Source organism: Halosubterraneus shenae, from assembly GCF_050510935.1.
Classification (GTDB): Archaea; Halobacteriota; Halobacteria; order Halobacteriales; family Haloferacaceae; genus JBDGPU01.
This window is the reverse complement of record NZ_JBNLVO010000002.1, coordinates 627,089-645,837: the sequence shown is the minus strand read 5'-3', so window position 1 is coordinate 645,837 and position 18,749 is coordinate 627,089. Positions and strand designations below refer to the sequence as shown.

The following is an 18,749-nucleotide window of genomic DNA, read 5'->3' as shown; positions in this document are numbered from 1 at the left end:
GACGCGTGACCGAGGCCTACTCGGAGAAGTAGTCGACCAGTCGCTCGGCGGCCTCCGTCGCGCGCGGCGTCACGAGCGCGAACCGAAGCCAGTCGCTACGTGCGGTGCCGAACGTGTCGCCGGGCATCCCCGCCACGCCGGCCTCGTCGATGAGCTTCTTCACGTTCGTCATCGTGCCCGGGAACCCCTCGAAGCGGGCGAGGACGTAGAAGGAGCCGTCTGGGCGGGTGTACTCCGCACCCGCCTCGTCGAGCGCGGCGGTGAACTCGTCGATGCGGGTCCGGAGCAGTTCGCGCGACTCGGCGTAGTAGTCCGGGTCCGTCTCCTGGAGCGCGTGGTAAACGGCGTACTGGGACGGCCGCGCGCCGGCGACGTTGACGAGCATGTGCCGGGTTCGAGCGCTGTCCGCGTGCTGTGGCGGCATGATGGCGTAGCCGACGCGGAGGCCCGTGATCGCCATCGACTTCGAGAAGCCGCTGGTGACGATCCGGTGAGCGGAGTCGATGGTGACGGCGCTCTCGAACTCGCCGGTGTGGTCGAAGTGGTCGTACACCTCGTCGACGAGCACGAGCGCGTCGTGGTCCTCCGCGAGGGCGACGACCTCGGCGACGGCGTCGTGGTCGTACACCGCACCGGTGGGGTTGTTCGGCGTGTTTAAGGCGATCAGCGCGGTTTCGTCGGAGATGGCCTCGCGGATCGCCGCGAGGTCGATGCTCCCGTCGCGCTCGGTGCGGACGAGGGTCGGGGTACCGCCGAGCATCTGGACCTTGCCGGGGTAGTAGGGATAGACGGGATCCAGCAGGATCGCCTCGTCGCCCGCGTCGCGGTCGAGCGCGCGCGCCATCGCGAGGTAGTTCGCCTCGCCGGTGCCGTTGGTGACGATCACCTCGCCGACGCCGACGTTGCGCCGCTCGGCGATCGCCTCGCGCAGCTCGCGCAGGCCGTCGCTGGGCGGGTACTGGAACGCGTCCGGGTCGAGGTCGGCGTACTCGTGTAACGCGTCGCGCAGCGCCGCCGGCGGCTCCCAGTCGGGGTTCCCGCTCACCATGTCGATAACGTCGCCGTCGGCCGCACCGGCGTACTGCATGACGTGGAAGAACTGCGGCTCCTCGTACTCCATACGGGGCGGTTGGCCGGGGGCGTGGTGGGTCTTTCGTCGGCGGCACGGCGTACCGCCATCGGGTCACCGGCCGGACGGCCACGGTCGCCGAGGAGACGCAGCGGGTCGGATCGCGGCGCCGTCCATGGAAACCCTTGAGTTGTTCCCCCGTGGATCGCCAGTAGATGAACAAGCAAGGCCACGTGCTGAACGCGATCCTCCTCGCGATCGGGGTCGGGTTCGTGCTCGAACCGTCCGTCACGCTCGCAACTGCCGAGAAGATCGCGCAAGTGAGCGTGCCCCTCGTGCTCGGGGCGCTGTTCCCCGACGTCGACACCGCGTTCGGCCGCCATCGGAAGACGCTCCACAGTCTCCCGGTTCTCGGCGTCTTTCTGGCGTTCCCCATCCTCTTCGGGAACCTCTACTTCGTCTGGGCGGGCGTCCTCTCCCACTACGTCCTGGACATGGTCGGGAGCCGCCGGGGCATCGCCCTGTTCCACCCGCTCTCCGACCGCGAGTTCGGGGCCCCGTCCGGCGTGACGACGAGTAGCAAGTACGCGACCCTCGTCACGGTGATCGTCACCGCGCTCGAGATCGCGGCGTTCTGGGCGGTTCACGTCTACCTCCTGGACCTCGACGTCGACCCGAACGCCGTGACGCAGGCCATCGGCCTCTGACCCCGCGGGTCGACTTTCACTCGACGGCGCAACCGCACGCGCCGCCAGATACCCGGGCCTGGAAATTACCGGAAGGTGGCTGGGAAACGAAAACGCGAATCCGCCGCTACAGCGCCAGTAGCTGCAAAATGTCGTATGCTTGTCTGACGCAGGGGGAGGTTATTTGTGTGCGGCGTCCGTCCGCTCAGGTGGCCGCTGGGTAGCATCCGGCATCCCACAGGTACCTACGTGGCCACCGGCATTCCACCGGTCGGCGCCTTCACTGCGCCGACCTCGGTGAGCGCTTCCGCTCACCGTTTTCGACGACCACGACCCGCCCAGCGACGGCCGAGCCTAGCGCCCAGTGTCCGGCCGAGTCCGGCGACGCCAACGACGCTATTACCGGTCGACCGCGAAGGGGCTCTCCTCGGCCCGCCAGTCCCAGCCGGGGAGCCGCGTCTGGAACCCCGCGGCGAGCGCCGCGTCGAGGTCGTCGGCGCCGGCGACGTCGCCGTCCTCGCCGTGGATCCGCGCGTCCGCAAGGTGGAACGTCGCCTGCGCGAGCAGCGCGAGCGGTTGCCCGCCGGCGATCGTCGCCGCGAGCTCACGGCCCAGTACCTCGTCGACGACGAAGCCCGGGTAGTCGCCGTCGACGTCGAGGTCGCGCAGCAGGCCTGCGTAGCCCGCGACGTTGACCGCGACCTCGCCGTCCGCGAAGACGGCGTCGACCTCCCGGCGATACTCGGCCGGCGTCACGTGGTCGACGTCGGCGTCGAACAGCTCCCCCAGCGCGTCTCGCGTGTCGTTGACCAGCGGGACGACGACGGGCGCGCGGTCGCGGATGCGGTCGCGCTCCGTGACGACCGCCTCGGGTGTGACGTGCATACGCTGATGGAGCGCCCGCGGGACCTTGCAGTTTGCGAAGGCTTTTATAACGCGACGGGCATAGCATCGATTAAGCGGGTTTTCGTTCGCTGTTCCCGCACCCGAACTACGGACAGTAATCGTCATTATGCCTACGCCGTCCACGTCCGGATCCGCAGCCATCGGGTTGCAAGCGACAGCGCGAGCGTCCCCCCACCCGATCGCCGCCGGATCCGTGCGTTCGCCCGCAATGCGGGCACCAACTACATTATGAGTCACGTCGACAAGCAACTCGAAGATCTGAAAGCCGAAATCGAACAGGAGATTCCGAGCGACATCTCGGTTACTGACGTCAAATACGAGGGCCCCGAGCTGGTCGTCTACACCCGCGACCCGAAGCGGTTCGCCGGCGACGGCGACCTCATCCGCCGGCTCGCCTCCCAGCTCCGCAAGCGGATCACGGTCCGCCCGGACCCGAGCACCCTCTCGCCGCCCGCACAGGCCGAGGAAGAGGTCATGGCCGTCATCCCGGACGACGCCGGCGTCACCGACCTCGACTTCCACGAGGACACCGGCGAGGTCGTCATCGAGGCCGAAAAGCCCGGGATGGTCATCGGCCGCCGCGGCTCGACCCTCCGCGAGATCACGAAGGAGGTCGGCTGGACCCCCGAGGTCGTTCGCACCCCGCCGATCGAGTCCTCGACCGTCTCGAACGTGCGCAACTTCCTCAAGCAGGAGCGCCAGGAGCGCCGCGACATCCTCGAGCGCGTCGGCCGGCAGATCCACCGCGAGGAGCTCTCCGACGAGGAGTGGGTCCGGATCACGACGCTCGGCTGCTGCCGCGAGGTCGGCCGCGCCGCCTTCATCCTCAACACGCCGGAGACGCGCATCCTCATCGACTGCGGCGACAAGCCCGGCGCCGAGGGCGAAGTGCCGTATCTCCAGGTTCCCGAGGCGCTCGGGGCCGGCGCGTCCAACATCGACGCCGTCGTGCTCACGCACGCGCACCTCGACCACTCCGCGCTCATCCCCCTCCTCTTCAAGTACGGCTACGACGGCCCCATCTACACGACGGAGCCGACCCGCGACCTGATGGGCCTGCTCCAGCTCGACTACCTCGACGTGGCCGCCAAGGAGGGGCGGACGCCCCCGTACGAGTCCGAGCAGGTGCGCGAGGCGATCAAACACACCATCCCGCTGGAGTACGGCGACGTGACGGACGTCGCGCCCGACGTCAAGCTCACGTTCCACAACGCAGGCCACATCCTCGGCTCCGCGGTGACCCACTTCCACATCGGCGACGGGATGTACAACGTCGCCTTCTCCGGCGACATCCACTACGACGACACGCGCCTGTTCAACGGCGCCGTCAACGACTTCCCGCGCGTGGAGACGCTCGTGCTGGAGTCGACCTACGGCGGCCGCAACGACTACCAGACCGACCAGGCCGACTCCGAGGAGCGCCTGAAGGAGGTCATCAACGAGACGTACGAGCAGAACGGGAAGGTCCTCATCCCGGCGTTCGCCGTCGGGCGCTCCCAGGAGATCATGCTCGTCCTGGAGGAGGCGATGCGCGAGGGCGACATCCCGACGATGCCCGTCCACCTCGACGGGATGATCTGGGAGGCGACGGCGATCCACTCGACGTACCCCGAGTACCTCCGCGACGACCTGCGCGACCGCATCTTCCACGAGGACGAGAACCCGTTCCTCGCCGACCAGTTCAACCACATCGACGGCGGCGAGGACGAGCGGCAGGAGGTCGCCGACGGCGAGGAGTGCATCATCCTCTCGACCTCGGGGATGGTCGAGGGCGGCCCGATCATGTCCTGGCTGCGCCACCTCGGCTCGGACCCGGACTCGACGATGACCTTCGTCGGCTACCAGGCCCAGGGGACGCTCGGGCGCCGCATCCAGAACGGCTGGGACGAGATCCCGGTCTCCGACTGGGGCGAGGGGAGCCGCAGCGAGACGCTGACCCTCGAGATGGACACCGAGACGGTCGACGGCTTCTCCGGCCACGCCGACCGCCAGGGGCTCGAGAACTTCGTGAAGACGATGAACCCGCGCCCGGAGAAGGTGCTCTGCGTCCACGGCGACGAGGACTCCGTCCAGGACCTGTCGTCGGCGCTGTACCACGACTACAACATGCGCACGTTCGCGCCGAAGAACCTGGAGACGTTCCGGTTCAAGTAAGCCGCCCCGACTGGGCGCGAGCGGGCGTGGTCGTCGAAGGCCCGGTATTCACCGGCCGTCGCGCACGGTCTGAAGCGGCTCGAGGTCGACGCTGGTGCGCTCGATCAGGAAAGCCGGAACGACCTCTCTCGGGTTTGCTTATAAACGGGGTTGGACAGCTGAGACGGACTCGTCTCCGACACCACCGCCCCCACCCGGAACGCGCTCTGCCGCTCTTCCTTATAAACTGGATGATCAGGTGCGGACGCTGCTTTATTCAATAACGGCGCCGAGACGGACTTCGGTCGCTCATGCTCATAAACCGGATAGTCAGGTGCAGACGCTGCCTCACTTGACCACACCAGCCAGAAAGCCCTCGCCGCTCTTTATAAGCAGATTTGGACAGGTGATACGGGCCTGCACTCGACAGCACCGCAAACACCCAGAAAGCCCTCGGCCGCTCGCGGTCGCTCCGCGACATATCCGCGGCTCTCCGCACCGCCCGCCGCGGATAGGGGTCGTTGAAGCGACTCCCCTTCTGCGCGACCGGCCGCGCCCTTTCAGTCCGCCAGGGCCGCGACCGCACAGCCCCGCAACTGCGACCGCGCAGCAACCGCACTACCTCAGCCCTCCCCAGCCTCGGCCGGCGCCGGAACAGCACCGCCTCGGCGCCGGCCTCCCTCGCAAGCGTTGCTCGCGCGCGCCGACCGCTCCGCACCGCACGCCAGCCAGCCGGCGCGCGTCGTCGGCGACCCAGCCGCCGCGCGCGACGCCCCAGCCACCACTCCGGGGTGGGACTGAAAGGGGCAGCCGCTGCGCGGGACGCCCTGCGACGCAAGCGACGCGAGAGCGAAGCTCTCGCTAGTCTGAGTCTTCGACTCAGGCACCGCAACCCCGGCGAGCGAACGCAGTGAGCGAGCCGGGTGAGGAGCGCAGCGAGCAGCGCGACCGCTCAGCGGCTGGGGCTTTCGAGGTATGCTGAGTGGTGTCGCCAACGATGATAGCCTAGGCAGTTTATAAGCACAACCGGTCAGCGACTGGGGCTTTCGGGGTGTGCCGAGTGGTTTCGCTGACTACATTCGCCGGACTCATTTAAAAGCGCGAGCGCTCAGCGCCTGGAGCGTTGACGAAGTCCTGAGTGGGATCGCCGGCGACTGGAGACGCTGATGACCGCGATTGCCTACGAGTTGGCGGCTTCCGCAGGGTCGACGACCTCGCCGTCGAGCTCGTCGATGCCGACGCGGTCGCAGTGGTCGTACAGGGGACAGGCTTCGGGGCCTTCCAGGCAGGCCGGTTTGCGGGCCGAGCAGTACTCGCGACCGAACTGGATCATCGCGGTGTGGCCGAAGCCGCACTTCTCGGGCGGGAGCTCGGCCTCGATCGCCTCCCGGACGTCCTCGTGGTCGGCGTCCGGCGGCGCGATGCCCATGCGGCGGGCGATCCGGTGGACGTGCGTGTCGACGGGGAAGATCCCGTCGCGGCCGCCGGAGAAGAGGAGGACGCAATCGGCCGTCTTCGGGCCGACGCCGGAGACCGACAGGAGGGTGTCCCGGACCTCGTCCGGGTCGTCCGTCCGGACGAACTCGTCGAACGCCGCTTCCGACCCGAACTCGTCGAGGACCCACTCGGCGGCGGTCTGGATGACCTCCGACTTTTGATTGTACAGGCCGGCCGAGGCGATGGTCTCGGCCAGCTCGTCGCGGTCGGCGTCCGCGAGCGAGCGTGCGAGGTCGCCGTCGGGCGCCGCTTCCGGACCACCCGGGCCGTAGCGCTCCATCAGGGAGTCGTGGGCCGGCTGGCTCGCCACGTCCGAGGTGTTCTGCGAGAGGATCGTCCGGACGAGACACTCGAAGGCGTCCTGGCCGCCGTACGCCTTCTGCCAGTACATCTCCCCGAGCTCGTCGACGACGGCCTCGACCCGCGAGTCCGCCTCGCCGTGGGCGAACTCGTCCGGGACACCGCCGCCGGCCTCGCCGCCACTGATGTTCTGGGAGGGTTCGTCTGCCATTATCGTCGATTGGGCTGGACGGCTAAAAGGGGTAGCGACGTGGCGACAGGAGGCTTTCGCCCCTTCAACCACCCGCGGTCGCTCCGGCCATCGTCAGTCGTCCGCGGTCGCTCCAGCTATCGTCAGTCGTCCCCGGTCGCTTCCGCGTCCGACTCGTGAAGCGGGGGTAGCTCCGGGACGTTCGAGGTGTCGTGGTCGCCCGTCGGCGGGAGGTTCACCTCGGCCGCCGGCGACTCGGCGAGGTCGATGCCGGGCTCGGCGTCGCCGCCGGTCTCCTCGGCGATCGCTTCCATGTCGCCGTCGGCCTCGCGCGCGTCCTGGTCGATGCGCATCGAGCAGAACTCGACGCCGCACATCGAGCAGAAGCGCGCCTCCTTGTAGTTGTCCCCGGGCAGCGTCTGGTCGTGGGAGGAGCGCGCACGGTCGGGGTCCAGGGCGAGGTCGAACTGGCGCCGCCAGTCGAACTCGTAGCGCGCCTCGGAGAGCGCGTCGTCCCAGTCGCGCGCGCCGGGGAGCCCGTTGGCGACGTCGCCCGCGTGCGCGGCGATGCGGTAGGCAGCCAGTCCCTCGCGGACGTCCTCGGCGTCGGGGAGCCCGAGGTGCTCCTTCGGCGTGACGTAACAGAGCATCGCGGCGCCGGCGCGGGCGGCCTCCGTCGCACCGATCGAGCTGGTGATGTGGTCGTACCCCGGCGCGACGTCGGTGACGAGTGGGCCGAGGACGTAGAACGGCGCGCCGTCACAGACCGCTTGCTGCCGCTCGACGTTCTCGGCGATCTGGTCCATCGGGACGTGGCCCGGCCCCTCGACCATCACCTGGACGCCGTGGTCCCACGCCGTGCGGGTGAGCTCGCCGAGGGTGTCGAGCTCCGCGAACTGGGCCTCGTCGCCGGCGTCCGCGAGGGACCCCGGCCGGAGCCCGTCGCCGAGGCTGAAGGTGACGTCGTGCTCGGCGAAGATCTCGCAGATCTCCTCGAACTTGGCGTACAGGGGGTTCTCCATCCCGTTCTCCTCGATCCACTTCGCCAGGATCGAGCCGCCGCGCGAGACGATGCCCGTCGTGCGCCCGTCGGTCAGCGGGAGGTGCTCCATCAGCACGCCGGCGTGGATCGTCATGTAGTCGACGCCCTGCTCGGCCTGCTTCTCGATGACGTCGAGCAGGAGCTCGTGCGTGAGGGCCTCCGGGCCGTCGACGTGCTTGATCGCCTCGTAGATGGGGACCGTGCCGAGCGGGACCGGCGAGTGGCCGACGTTGGACTCGCGGATCTCGTCGATGTCCTGGCCGGTCGAGAGGTCCATCACCGTGTCGGCACCGTAGTGGACTGCGGCGTGGAGCTTCCGGAGCTCCTCGCGCTTGCCGCTCGTCGTCTCGCTGTTGCCGATGTTGGCGTTCACCTTCGTCGAGAACTCGCGCCCGATGATCATCGGGTCCAGCGCGTCGTGCGCGTGATTGTTCGGGATGACGGCCTGCCCGGTCGCCACCTGCTCCCGGACGAACTCGGGGTCGCGATTCTCCCGGTCGGCGACGCGCTCCATCGCCGCGGTAACCTCGCCGTCGCGGGCTCGCTGTAGCTGAGTCGGCATGTATTAGCCAGTGTTACCATCAGCTAATAAACTTGGCGAGCCTCGTCGGTCGTCCGTGTGGGGATCGAGAAACGGGAACCTCGGGTTCGATCAGTCGACCCGGAGCGTCAGTTCGAGGTCGGCGCCGGCCGCGAGGGCGTCGACGAGGTCGCGGTCCAGGTCGGCGGCAGCCGCGTCGGCCTTGACCATGATCGTCCGGTCGTCGACGTACTCGCTCGTGCGCCCGACGGCCGACCGGTCGTTGTTGAACGCGAGGTCGGGGTGGCCCGACCCGACGATCGTCGCCTCGTGGCGTTCGTCCTCGTCGGCGGCGTCACCGTCGTCGTCACCGTCGCCGACGACGAGTTCGGCGGTAATCGTCGCATCCGAGTCCCGACAGGCCTGCACGAACGCCGGGGCGAAATCGGCGGGCGTGCGGTCGGCCTCGACCGCGAGGATACAGTCGCCCGCGGGCGTGAGCCAGTCGTCGGTCGTCACCTCGAACGTGCTCCCGTGCTCCGCGCGGACGTTCTCGTGGCCCGTTGCGTGGATCGTTTCGGAGAGGTCGCTCATGGCCACCCCTCCGGCGTCGCCGGCGAAAGGGGTTATTATCCGACGCCCTTGGAACGGCGACTCCGACCGACAGCGTGGCGACGCGGACGCCCGGGCCGGGTCGCGCAGTCAGTTCGGCGAGTAGTCCGCGCCGTCCTCGGTGTCGAGGAAGGCGGTAAGGAGGTCGACGGCGGCCTCGACGTCACGCGCGTTGGCGGTCTCGACCGCGGAGTGATGGTAGCGGACGGGAATCGAGAGCGCACCGACGGGCCGTGCGCCCCCGGTGGTCTGGAGGCCGCCGGTGTCCGTCCCGATGTTCCAGGAGACCTCCCGCTGGAAGTCGATGTCGCGCGCTTCGGCGACGGACTCGAAGCGCTCCACGACGCCCGGCGTGGGAATGACGGTCGCGTCCTTCCGCTTCACGCCGACACCGTCACCGAGTTTCGAGATCGCGTTCGACGGGGCGATGCCGGGGTGGGACTGTTCGAGCGTCCCGTCGAGCGCGATGGCGAGATCAGGATCGACGTCCACGCCCAGGGCAGTCGCGCCCCGCAGGCCGACTTCCTCCTGGACTGTTGCGGCGTAGTGAACGGTCACGTCGGGGTCCGCGAGCCGTGCGGCCTCCAGCAGCACGTACACGCCCGCGCGGTCGTCCAGCGCGGAGCCGGAGACGCACTCGCCGAGCTCGCGGAGGTCGCTGTCGTACGTCACGACGTCGCCGACGGCGAACGTCTCGTTCGCTTCCTCGGGCTCGAGTCCAGTGAAGACGTGGGCGTCGTCGAGCGTCCACTCCTCCGGCGCTTCGTCCGCGGCCGTGTGCGCGGCGTTGATGCCGACGACCGCCTCGTAGTCGCCGTCCGCGGTGTGGACCGTGACCGGATGCCCGCGGAGCGCGTCCGGGTTCCAGCCGCCGAGCGACTCCACGGAGAGGAACCCGTCGTCGTCGACGTCGGTCACGATGAGCCCGATCTCGTCCATGTGTGCGGCGACGAGGACCTCGTAGTCGGGGTTCGCAGTCCCCTCGACGGTCGCCACGACGTTCCCCATCGCGTCCGTTCGCACGCGGTCGACGTCCGGGAGCTCGTCGCGGACGACCTCGCGCACGCGGTCCTCGTGGCCGACGGGGCCGGGGGCGTCGGTCAGTCGTGCCAGCAGATCGAAGTCGAACGTCGCATTCGCGGTCATGGTCGAGCTTTGCGGGTCGCACGGTAAAAATTGAGGAAAACGGAAAGCCGCACCGTCGCGCCGTCCGTCTTTCGGGCGCCGACCGTGCTTACACAGGCCCGGTTTCACCGGTGCCCTGGTGCGTCGATCCGACCGACGCTCAGCTAGCTCGCCGTGCAGTACCCGGAGGCATCCGACCACCGCCGTCGTCGCCACCGTCAGGACCCCGGTATCGGCGTTTTCACGGATTATTTATAAGTCCGTGTGAATAGGTCGCAAAGGTCGAATTCGGGACGTTTGAGGGTCATGCTATCTCTTTTCACACTCCATCTCACCGAAGTATTTATATGGTGCAATCGTCAATGTACAGTTACCAGAACGCCTCCGGCGCTGGTGGAATCGCACGAGGAATGATCGGGAAATCTTACTCACGGTCAGCTACTCTACGACGAGCCACTGCGTTCCCCGGAGCGGTGATGGAGTGATAAAAAATGGTAACGAAGCAGGAAGTCATCGAACAGTACGACATCGAACCGCTGCGAGAAGAAGACAACGTGGACCTTTCTGAGGACGAGCTCGAGAACGGCTCGAAGGGTCAGCTCATCAAGCGCGCAGGCCAGCTGCGCGACCGCCGTAACGAGCTGAACCAGATGGCCTCGGAGCGCGCCTCCAAGCGCGACGACCTGAACGCGAAGACGCGCGAGAAGGTCGACGAGGCCCAGGAGCACCGCGAGAAGCGCGACGAGCTCAACGAGCAGGTCCAGGAGCACAAGGAGAGCCGTAACGAGCTCAACGCGGAAGCCAACGAGCTCTTCGACAAGGTCGAGGAGATGAAGGAGGACCTCGAGCTTGGCGAGGGCAAGTCCATCGAGGAACTCGAAGAGGAAATCGAGGAACTCGAATTCCGCCAGCAGACGGAGGTTCTCTCCGCCGAGGACGAGCGCGAACTCATCGAGAAGATCGAGAACAAGCGCGAGGAGCTCGCGGAGAAGCGCGAGAAGATCGACGACACCGAGGAGCTCGACGAGCTCGTCGAGAAGGCCGAGGAGGTCCGCTCCGAAGCGTCCACCCATCACCAGAAGGTGACGGAGCTGGCCGACAAGGCCCAGGAGCACCACAACGAGATGATCGAGGCCTACCGCGAGGCCGACGACATCCGTGACGAGGCCGACGAGATGCACGAGCTCTTCGTGGAGGCCCAGGAGGCCGCCGACCAGCACCACGAGGACTTCGTCCGCGTCCAGAAGCGCCTGCGCGAGCTCGACAAGCAGGAGGAGGAAGAGCGCAAGGACGAGCGCGAGGCCGAGCGCGAAGAGGAGAAGGAAGAGGCCGAGGAGATCTACCAGAAGTTCAAGGAAGGCGAAACCCTCGACACCGAGGACCTGATGAAGCTGCAGAAGACCGGCCTTCTGTAAACCGGGGTTCCTTCGCTTTCCGTCTTTCATTTTCTGCTAACGCAGTGGTGACGCTATTTTTGGTTATTTAAAGGGATTTGACCGAGGTCCGTGGAACTACCCTGAAAAGGATCGCGTAGTGTGTGGTCCGTTTCGGCGTCTTCGCGAGCGACACCACTCGACATACCTCGAGAGGCCCAGCCGTTGAGCGGTCTCACTTATAAACAAGATCGGCTATCGTCGCCAGCGACACCACTCGGTACACCCAGAAAGCCCCAGCCGCTGAGCGGTCGCGCTGCTCCCTGCGCTCCTCACCCGGCTCGCTCCCTACGGTCGCTCGCCGGGATTGCGGTGCTTGCGTCGCAGGGCGTCCCGCTCAGCGGCTGCCCCTTTCAGTCCCGCCCCGGAGTGGTGGCCGGGCGTCGTTCGCGGCGGCTGGCGGGCGGTCGCGGCGCGGCCGCGGTTGGCGCGCGCGAGCAACGCGTGCGAGGGAGGCCGGTGGCGCGCCGCGCGGTGCGTTGCGGGGCCGGCGCGCCCCGGCCGAGGCTGGGGAGGGCCGAGGCTTGCGGTTGCTGTGCGGCCGCGGTGCCGTTGCTGTCGCGGTGCCGTTGCTGTCGCGGTGCCGTTGCTGTCGCGGTTGCCGTCCTGGCGGACTGAAAGGGCGACGGCCGGTCGCGCCGGAGGGGAGTCGCTCCGACGACCCCTATCTGGGCCGGGCTGTGCGGAGAGGCCCAGATATGTCGCGGAGCGACCGCGAGCGGCCGAGGGCTTTCTGGGTGTCTGCGGTGCTGTCGAGCACAGCAGCGTCTGCACCTGTAAATACAGCTTATAAACAAGAGCAGCCGAAAGTTTTCACGCAGTCTGTGCCGCTGTTAACTACAGCAGCCTCCACGCCTGATCAATCGACCTTAAAGCAAGATCGACCATGGACTTCCGAGAAACGCCCAACTCCATCAACGAATCGCGCGCTCACTTTTAACCCGTTTCCGGCCGAGTCGACGGTATGGGAATTCGTAGCGATCGACTCCGCAACGTCGTCACACTCGTCGGCGTGCTCGTCGCGCTCGTCGTTGCGACGGCGTTCGGCTGGGTGGCGTTCGTCCGGACGCCGGACTCGAGTATCGAACTCGCCGGGGTGCTGGTGACCGCGGTGTTCGCGCTCGTCGTCGGCAAGGTCGCGAGCAACGTCCTCCGGAGCGTCCTCGCCGACTACAACGTCGCCGAGGTCGGCGTCGAGGGACCGATCTCGCGGAACGGCGGTCGCCCCTCCCCGCTGACGGCGCCGATCGGGCCGAGCGCCGGCGAGCTGGTGGACGCGATGGAGCGCGCGGACGACGACCCGAACGTGGACGCGCTCGTCGTCCGGCTGAACACGCCCGGCGGGGAAGTGCTCCCGAGCGACGACATCCGGCGGGCCGCCGAGGAGTTCGACGGGCCGACCGTCGCGTACGCGACCGACGTCTGCGCCTCGGGCGGCTACTGGATCGCCACCGGCTGCGACGAGGTCTGGGCCCACGACGTGAGCCTCGTCGGCTCCATCGGCGTCATCGGCTCCCGACCGAACGCGGCCGACCTGGCTGACAAGCTCGGCATCAGCTACGAGCGGTTCGCCGCCGGCGACTACAAGGACGCCGGAGTCCCGCTGCGGGACATCGAGCCCGACGAGCGCGAGTATCTCCAGGGCATCGTCGACGACATCTACGAGCAGTTCGTCGACACCGTGAGCGAGGGCCGCGAGATGGACCCCGACGACGTCCGCGACACGGAGGCTCGCATGTACGTCGGCCCCGAGGCCGCGGAGGCCGGGCTCGTCGACGAGATCGGCACGTTCGACGACGTCGAAGCGCGCGTCGAGGACCGAATCGGCGAACCCGTGGAAGTGCGCGAATTCGGCCCCCAGCGCGGCATCACCGAGAAGATCGGTCTCGGCGCGCGCCGAGTCGCTTTCGCCGCCGGCGCCGGCATCGCGAGCGCGGTGACCGGCGACGACGACCTCTCCATCGAAGTGCGCTGACGCGGACGGCGACACGAGGCACCCGGTTCCCACCTACTTCTGGGCAGCCCAGTCCGTCCCCGCTGCGTGCAGGATCGCCCGCCCGTCTGCCTGCTCGCAGTCGACCGGGAGACCAAACTCCGCGACCAGGTCCAGACTCGACGCGACGTGGGCCGTCACTTCCGGGATCGCGACGCGCCCGCCGAGGACCGCGAGCGGCACGACGAGCTGGTCGGCGAGGTGGCGGTCGACGACCGCGCCGGTTCCCATCCAGTCGGCGAAGTCGTCGACGGCGTCGCCGGCGACGGCCTCCGCCGAGCGGTCCGGCCCCCCGAGCGCCGAGAAGCCGGCGATAGGGGCGTGACCGGCCGGCGACTCCCTACCAGCCTCGGCGTCCGCGCGCAGGACGATTCCCGCGCCGGTGCAGTCGGCGTCGGCGTACTCGACGACGCGCTCGGACAGCTCCACCTCGTGGTCGAGGGCTTCGACCATCTCCGTCACGGTCCGTGCCAGCCGCTCGGCGATGTCGGCGTCGGCGAGGTCGTCGGACGCGACGGCGTACGCGCGAGCGCCGGCGACCGTCGGAGGCTCGGTTGCCTCGATTCGCTCGGGCGCCGAGGGACCGAGCGTGAGCGTCGCCGCGCCGCCGCCGACCGGGTAAAAACCTCGCCGCTCGCTCGTTATCGCGGCGACGACCCCGTGCCGGCGCAGGAACGGGAGCTTGACGCGGCGGAGGTACTCCAGCGGCGGCGACCAGGCCACGTCGGTGCCACCCGTCGCGTGGAGCCGGATCGGTTCGTCGGTGACGAGCGCGAGCGGGAGGACCGCCTCGAAGACGAGCGTGAGGCTCCCGGCGGTCTCGATCGAGACCTCGTAGTCGCCGCCGCTCACGTCGCCTGGGTCGAACTCGACCGCGTCGCTCCCGAGTTCGACGCCGTCGGTCTCGGCGCCCGCGATCCGGGCGATGGCCCGCGCGGCCGCGACGTGCTGGGCCTTCAGGCCCGGGTTCGACCGGTCGCCGCGGACGTCGACGACGCGGACCGGCGTGTCCGTAAGCGTGGACAGCGCCAGTGACGAGCGGAGGAGCTGCCCGCCGCCGGCGCTCCCGTCGATCTCCAGCATGGTCGCACCTCGTCGGCCGCGGGTTTGGGTGTGTCGGGTGGAGACCGGCGAACAGTTCGGCGCGTTCGGCGAACGACCGGGAGGGTTTTTATCCACCGATGGCCTGTGCCCCTGTGTGACGACGCTGGTACTCTGTGTCGACCGCTCGGGAGACATCGGGCGGAAGACGAACGTCCCGATGCCCGTCGCCGGCTGGGAGGCCGTCCGCTCGCTCGTGACGGACGTCGGCCTCGCGGACCCGGAGGACGCCAGCGTCAACTGCATTCTCGAGGCCCTGAGCGTCGCGCGGAACCTGCGCGACGAGCGGGAGGAGGCGGTCGTCGCGGTCGTCTCCGGGAGCTCGGAGAACCGCGTCGGCGGCGACCAGTCGATCGCAAGCCAGCTCGACGACCTCGTGGAGCGCTACGACCCCTCCTCGGCCATCCTCGTCGTCGACTCGGCGGAGGACGAGCGCGTGGTCCCCATCGTCGAGTCGCGGCTCGCCATCGACTCCGTCGACCGCGTGGTCGTCCGGCAGGCCCGCGACATCGAGTCGACCTACTACCTGCTGAAGCAGTTCCTCGCCGACGAGGAGCTGCGCTCGACCGTGCTCGTCCCCCTCGGCATCGCGCTGCTCCTCCTCCCCGCGCTGCTGCTCCGGTTCTCCCCGGGCGTCGCGCTCGCGGGCCTCGCCGCGCTGCTCGGCGGCGCGCTGCTTTATAAGGGGCTCGCGATCGACGAGTGGCTCGCGGACGTCCCGGACCGGGTCAGAGAGGCGCTGTACGCCGGGAAGGTGTCCATCGTCACGTACGTCGTCGCGGCGGGGCTCTCGCTCGTCGGCGCGTTCTTCGGCGCCCTCTCGCTCTCGGGGCTCCCGGGGTCGACCCCGGTCCTCGTCGAGGCGATGCGATTCACCTACGCCGCGGTACCGTGGCTCGGCGGCGCCGCGTTGACCGCGTCGATGGGCCGGCTGCTCGACGAAGTGATCCGTGACGAGGGCGTGCGCAGTCACTTCCTCAACCTCCCGTTCGTCGCGGTCGCCGTCGGGCTCGTCGTCCGCGGCTTCGCGGGCTACTTCCTCGAGCAGGAGGGCATCCTGGGACCGCTCGTCGTCGCCGAGATCGCCTTCGCGCCGAACCAGCGACTCGCGGTGTTCATCGCGCTGGGGATCGCGGTCTCGCTCGTCGGCGTGAAGGTCGCGAGCGACGTCGGCGGTGACGCCCTCGAGGACGTCATCGAGGGCGCCGACGAGAGAGGCGAGTCCTGAGAAGAAGCCGCAGCGCTACTGTGACGCTCGATACTCGCCGTGTTTCACGCCGATCGCGAACGCGATCGCCGCGAACACGAGCATCGACGGGAGCACCATCATCAGGATCGTGCTCGTCCCCATCATCTGCGCACCGATGAGCGCGGCGACGCTTACTCCGACGAACGCGAGCAACAGGCCGGCGGCGCGAGGCAGGTCGAATTCCATGCGACCGACTCTTGTGCCGCTGGGATAGTAACTCTTGATACCGGCCGGCGTCGGTCGATACCGACGACGACCGCCCGGGAACGCCGGGCGGGGTACCGACCGCTCCGCAGTCAGGCTTCGATGAGGTCGTCCTCCTCGCGCTCCGGCACGACGACCTCGCCGTCGAGCGCGGTGACGGCCTCGCCACCGACCTGCACGTCGTCGCCGTCGATCCGGACCTCTACGTAGCCGGGCCGGTCGACGAAGTGGCCCTGTTCGAAGCGCATCTGCTCGGGGAACTCCCCGTCGAAGGCGGCCACGGCGTCGAGGTACGCCCCGCAGGCCCCGCTGGCGGTGCCCGTGACGGGGTCCTCCGGCACGCCGGCCGCGGGCGCCCACATCCGCCCGTGCAGCGTCGAGTCGCCCTCGATCGCATCGAAGGTGAACGCGTAGATGCCGGTCACGTCGTGCTCCTCCGAGAGCGCCTCGATGGCGGTCATGTCGGGGTCCGCGTTGCTCAGGTGCTCGAGGAAGTTGACAGGGACCACGAGGAACGGGAGGCCGGTCGTCGCGTACGCGACCGGCAGGTCCGCGCCGATGTCGGTCAGGGCGGCGGGGTCAATCCCGAGCGCGTCGCCGAGGCGGCCGTAGTCGACGTCGACGGGGTCGACCTCCGGCGGTTCCTGCGTCATCCAGACGGTGCCGTCGGCCTCGACGTCGACGTCGAGGACGCCGACGTTCGTCTCCAGCGAGTGCGTGCCGGCGTCGATAACGCCGTCCGCGTACAGGTGGGCGTGTGTCGCGATGGTCGCGTGCCCGCAGAGGTCAACCTCCTGGGACGGCGTGAAGTAGCGGATCCGGCGGTCCGCCTCCGCCGACTCGGTGAGGAAGGCCGTCTCGCTGGCCCCCAGCTCGTTGGCGATGGCCTGGCACTGGTCGTCCGTCAGCCCGCTCGCGTTCGGGACGACCCCAGCGGCGTTGCCGGCCAGCGGTTCGGTCGTGAACGCGTCGACGAGAAGCGCGCGTCGCGTCTGCATACCTGTCGCTTGCGGGCCGGGGGCAAAAGAGCAGCGGGCCGACGGGCGGAGTGGCCGGTCCCTGGGCCGTCGCCCTATAGCCTTTTACTGGCAACCGGAGTAGAGCACCCATGGGCTTGCTGGACCGAATTCGCGACCACGAAGCACCCCGGGTGGCGTTCCTCGGTATCGACGGGGTTCCGTTCAGCCTGATCGCCGACAACGCGGACCTCCTCCCGAACCTCGCGGCCATCGCCGAGGAGGGCTCCGCCGGCGCGATCGACAGCATCGTCCCGCCGGAGTCGAGCGCAGCCTGGCCGGCGCTCACGGCGGGTGTCAACCCCGGGAAAACGGGGGTGTACGGCTTCCAGGACCGCGAAACCGGGTCGTACGAGACGTACGTGCCGATGGGTCGCGACGTGCGTCACGAGCGCATCTGGGACCGGGTCAGCGCCGCCGGCCGCGACGCAACCGTGCTGAACGTCCCGATCACGTTCCCGCCGCAGCGCAACGTCCAGCGCATGGTCTCGGGCTTTCTCTCGCCCGAAGTCGAGGCCGCCGCCCACCCGGCCTCGTTCCGTCGCACACTCGAGGAGCTCGACTACCGGATCGACGTCGACGCGAAGCTCGGTCACCGCGAGGACAAGTCGGCGTTCCTCGAGGACGCCCAGGAGACGCTCGAGCGGCGACAGGCGGCGTTCGAGCACTGCATCGACGCGGACGACTGGGACCTCTTCTTCGGCGTCTACATGACGCCCGACCGGGTCAACCACTTCTGCTACGAGGCCTATGCGGAGAACGAGCTGGGGCGCCAGTCCTTCCTGGAGTTCTACGAACAGCTCGACGAGTACGTCGGCGCGATCCGCGAACGGCTCCCCGACGACGTCACGCTCGTCGTCGCCTCGGACCACGGCTTCACGACCCTCTCGTACGACGTCTACTGCAACGAGTGGCTCGCGGAGACGGGCTGGCTCGAGTACGACGCCGACGATCCGGACGAGCTGGCGGACATCGCCGACGAGACGCGCGCGTACTCGCTCGCTCCCGGGCGCTTCTACCTCAACCTCGAGGGCCGCGAACCGCGCGGCTCCGTCCCGGAAGCCGACTACGAGCGGGTCCGTGCGGAACTCCGCCGCGACCTCGAAGCGCTGGAGGGGCCCGACGGGACTGCTGTTCTGGACCGCGTCGTCGACGGCGAGGAGGCCTTTTCCGGCGACACCGACGAGCGCTCCCCCGACCTCGTCGCGATCCCGAACGACGGCTTCGACCTGAAGGCCGGCTTCGAGCGCAAGGAGCGCGTCTTCGACGACGACACCCCCCGAACCGGGATGCACACCTTCGGGGACGCGACGCTACTGATCGACGAACCCGGCGTCGACGTCGAGGGCGCCGACATCCTGGACGTCACCCCGACGATACTGGAGCTGCTGGGGATGGAGGTCGATCCCGAGGAGTTCGACGGCGAAAGCCTACTTTGAGGGGTCGATGGCAACAGAGTGGCCCCAGCGGCACGATATTTTTAAGCAATGCCGCGACAAGCGGGGCGTATGGCAAACGACGGGCTCGACGCACGCGAAGTACTCGACGTGGACTCCTACCGCGCGCTGGCCGGCGTCGGGGTCGGCTACGGGCTGATCCTCGCCGGCATCTTCCTGCTCCTGTTCGTGCTCCCGTATCTGCTGGTCGCCTCGCTGTAGCGGTCCTCAGCCGGA

General features: G+C 68.5%; 16 protein-coding genes. 7 read left to right on the top strand and 9 right to left on the bottom strand.

The window, feature by feature from the left end:
* Window positions 1-16: 16 nt before the first annotated feature.
* On the bottom strand, window positions 17-1,120 hold the full coding sequence (locus ACQE3M_RS06345; protein ID WP_430504639.1) for a pyridoxal phosphate-dependent aminotransferase: 1,104 nt from the start codon (window positions 1,118-1,120) through the stop codon (window positions 17-19).
* A gap of 164 nt (window positions 1,121-1,284) precedes the next feature.
* Here ACQE3M_RS06345 and ACQE3M_RS06340 point away from each other — a divergent pair, with 164 nt between their 5' ends.
* On the top strand, window positions 1,285-1,776 hold the full coding sequence (locus ACQE3M_RS06340) for a metal-dependent hydrolase (RefSeq protein ID WP_430504638.1): 492 nt from the start codon (window positions 1,285-1,287) through the stop codon (window positions 1,774-1,776).
* Between the two features lie 378 nt (window positions 1,777-2,154).
* Here the strand turns inward: ACQE3M_RS06340 and ACQE3M_RS06335 are convergent, their stop codons facing one another.
* Window positions 2,155-2,640: a hypothetical protein gene (locus ACQE3M_RS06335; RefSeq protein WP_430504637.1), complete on the bottom strand. Its 486-nt coding sequence runs from the start codon at window positions 2,638-2,640 to the stop codon at window positions 2,155-2,157.
* A 249-nt stretch (window positions 2,641-2,889) separates the two neighbouring features.
* Between ACQE3M_RS06335 and ACQE3M_RS06330 the strand changes: the two genes are divergently transcribed.
* On the top strand, window positions 2,890-4,815 hold the full coding sequence (locus ACQE3M_RS06330; RefSeq protein ID WP_430504636.1) for a beta-CASP ribonuclease aCPSF1: 1,926 nt from the start codon (window positions 2,890-2,892) through the stop codon (window positions 4,813-4,815).
* Window positions 4,816-5,974: 1,159 nt separating this feature from the next.
* Here the strand turns inward: ACQE3M_RS06330 and ACQE3M_RS06325 are convergent.
* From ACQE3M_RS06325 to ACQE3M_RS06310, 4 genes are all read right to left on the bottom strand, one after another.
* Window positions 5,975-6,802 carry an endonuclease III domain-containing protein gene (locus ACQE3M_RS06325; RefSeq protein ID WP_430504634.1) on the bottom strand — a complete coding sequence of 276 codons (828 nt, stop codon included), beginning with the start codon at window positions 6,800-6,802 and terminating at the stop codon, window positions 5,975-5,977.
* Between the two features lie 122 nt (window positions 6,803-6,924).
* Window positions 6,925-8,385 (bottom strand): phosphomethylpyrimidine synthase ThiC, encoded by a 1,461-nt coding sequence (gene thiC / locus ACQE3M_RS06320; protein ID WP_430504632.1) that lies wholly within the window; start codon window positions 8,383-8,385, stop codon window positions 6,925-6,927.
* Between the two features lie 90 nt (window positions 8,386-8,475).
* A complete protein-coding gene (locus ACQE3M_RS06315) occupies window positions 8,476-8,937 on the bottom strand; it encodes a DUF371 domain-containing protein (protein WP_430504631.1) in 462 nt (153 codons plus the stop codon).
* A 108-nt stretch (window positions 8,938-9,045) separates the two neighbouring features.
* Window positions 9,046-10,101 (bottom strand): M42 family metallopeptidase, encoded by a 1,056-nt coding sequence (locus ACQE3M_RS06310; protein WP_430504629.1) that lies wholly within the window; start codon window positions 10,099-10,101, stop codon window positions 9,046-9,048.
* A 470-nt stretch (window positions 10,102-10,571) separates the two neighbouring features.
* Between ACQE3M_RS06310 and ACQE3M_RS06305 the strand changes: the two genes are divergently transcribed.
* Window positions 10,572-11,495, top strand: a complete 924-nt coding sequence (locus ACQE3M_RS06305; protein WP_430504627.1) for a coiled-coil protein — start codon at window positions 10,572-10,574, stop codon at window positions 11,493-11,495.
* A 982-nt stretch (window positions 11,496-12,477) separates the two neighbouring features.
* Window positions 12,478-13,488, top strand: coding sequence for a signal peptide peptidase SppA (gene sppA / locus ACQE3M_RS06300; protein WP_430504626.1), 1,011 nt, complete (start codon window positions 12,478-12,480; stop codon window positions 13,486-13,488).
* Between the two features lie 33 nt (window positions 13,489-13,521).
* Here the strand turns inward: sppA and rtcA are convergent, their stop codons facing one another.
* A complete protein-coding gene (gene rtcA, locus ACQE3M_RS06295) occupies window positions 13,522-14,589 on the bottom strand; it encodes an RNA 3'-terminal phosphate cyclase (RefSeq protein ID WP_430504624.1) in 1,068 nt (355 codons plus the stop codon).
* Window positions 14,590-14,704: 115 nt separating this feature from the next.
* Between rtcA and ACQE3M_RS06290 the strand changes: the two genes are divergently transcribed.
* Window positions 14,705-15,835 carry a DUF373 family protein gene (locus ACQE3M_RS06290; protein ID WP_430504623.1) on the top strand — a complete coding sequence of 377 codons (1,131 nt, stop codon included), beginning with the start codon at window positions 14,705-14,707 and terminating at the stop codon, window positions 15,833-15,835.
* A 15-nt stretch (window positions 15,836-15,850) separates the two neighbouring features.
* On the opposite strand, the gene ACQE3M_RS06285 is transcribed toward ACQE3M_RS06290, so the two are convergent.
* On the bottom strand, window positions 15,851-16,042 hold the full coding sequence (locus ACQE3M_RS06285; protein WP_430504621.1) for a DUF7333 family protein: 192 nt from the start codon (window positions 16,040-16,042) through the stop codon (window positions 15,851-15,853).
* A gap of 110 nt (window positions 16,043-16,152) precedes the next feature.
* Window positions 16,153-17,058: a PhzF family phenazine biosynthesis protein gene (locus ACQE3M_RS06280; RefSeq protein WP_430504620.1), complete on the bottom strand. Its 906-nt coding sequence runs from the start codon at window positions 17,056-17,058 to the stop codon at window positions 16,153-16,155.
* A 110-nt stretch (window positions 17,059-17,168) separates the two neighbouring features.
* On the opposite strand from ACQE3M_RS06280, the gene ACQE3M_RS06275 reads away from it, so the two are divergent.
* Entirely contained in the window at window positions 17,169-18,515 is a 1,347-nt protein-coding gene (locus ACQE3M_RS06275; RefSeq protein WP_430504618.1) for an alkaline phosphatase family protein, read from the top strand.
* Between the two features lie 69 nt (window positions 18,516-18,584).
* Complete coding sequence (locus ACQE3M_RS06270; RefSeq protein WP_430504617.1) at window positions 18,585-18,734, top strand: hypothetical protein; 150 nt, start codon at window positions 18,585-18,587, stop codon at window positions 18,732-18,734.
* Window positions 18,735-18,749 lie beyond the last annotated feature (15 nt).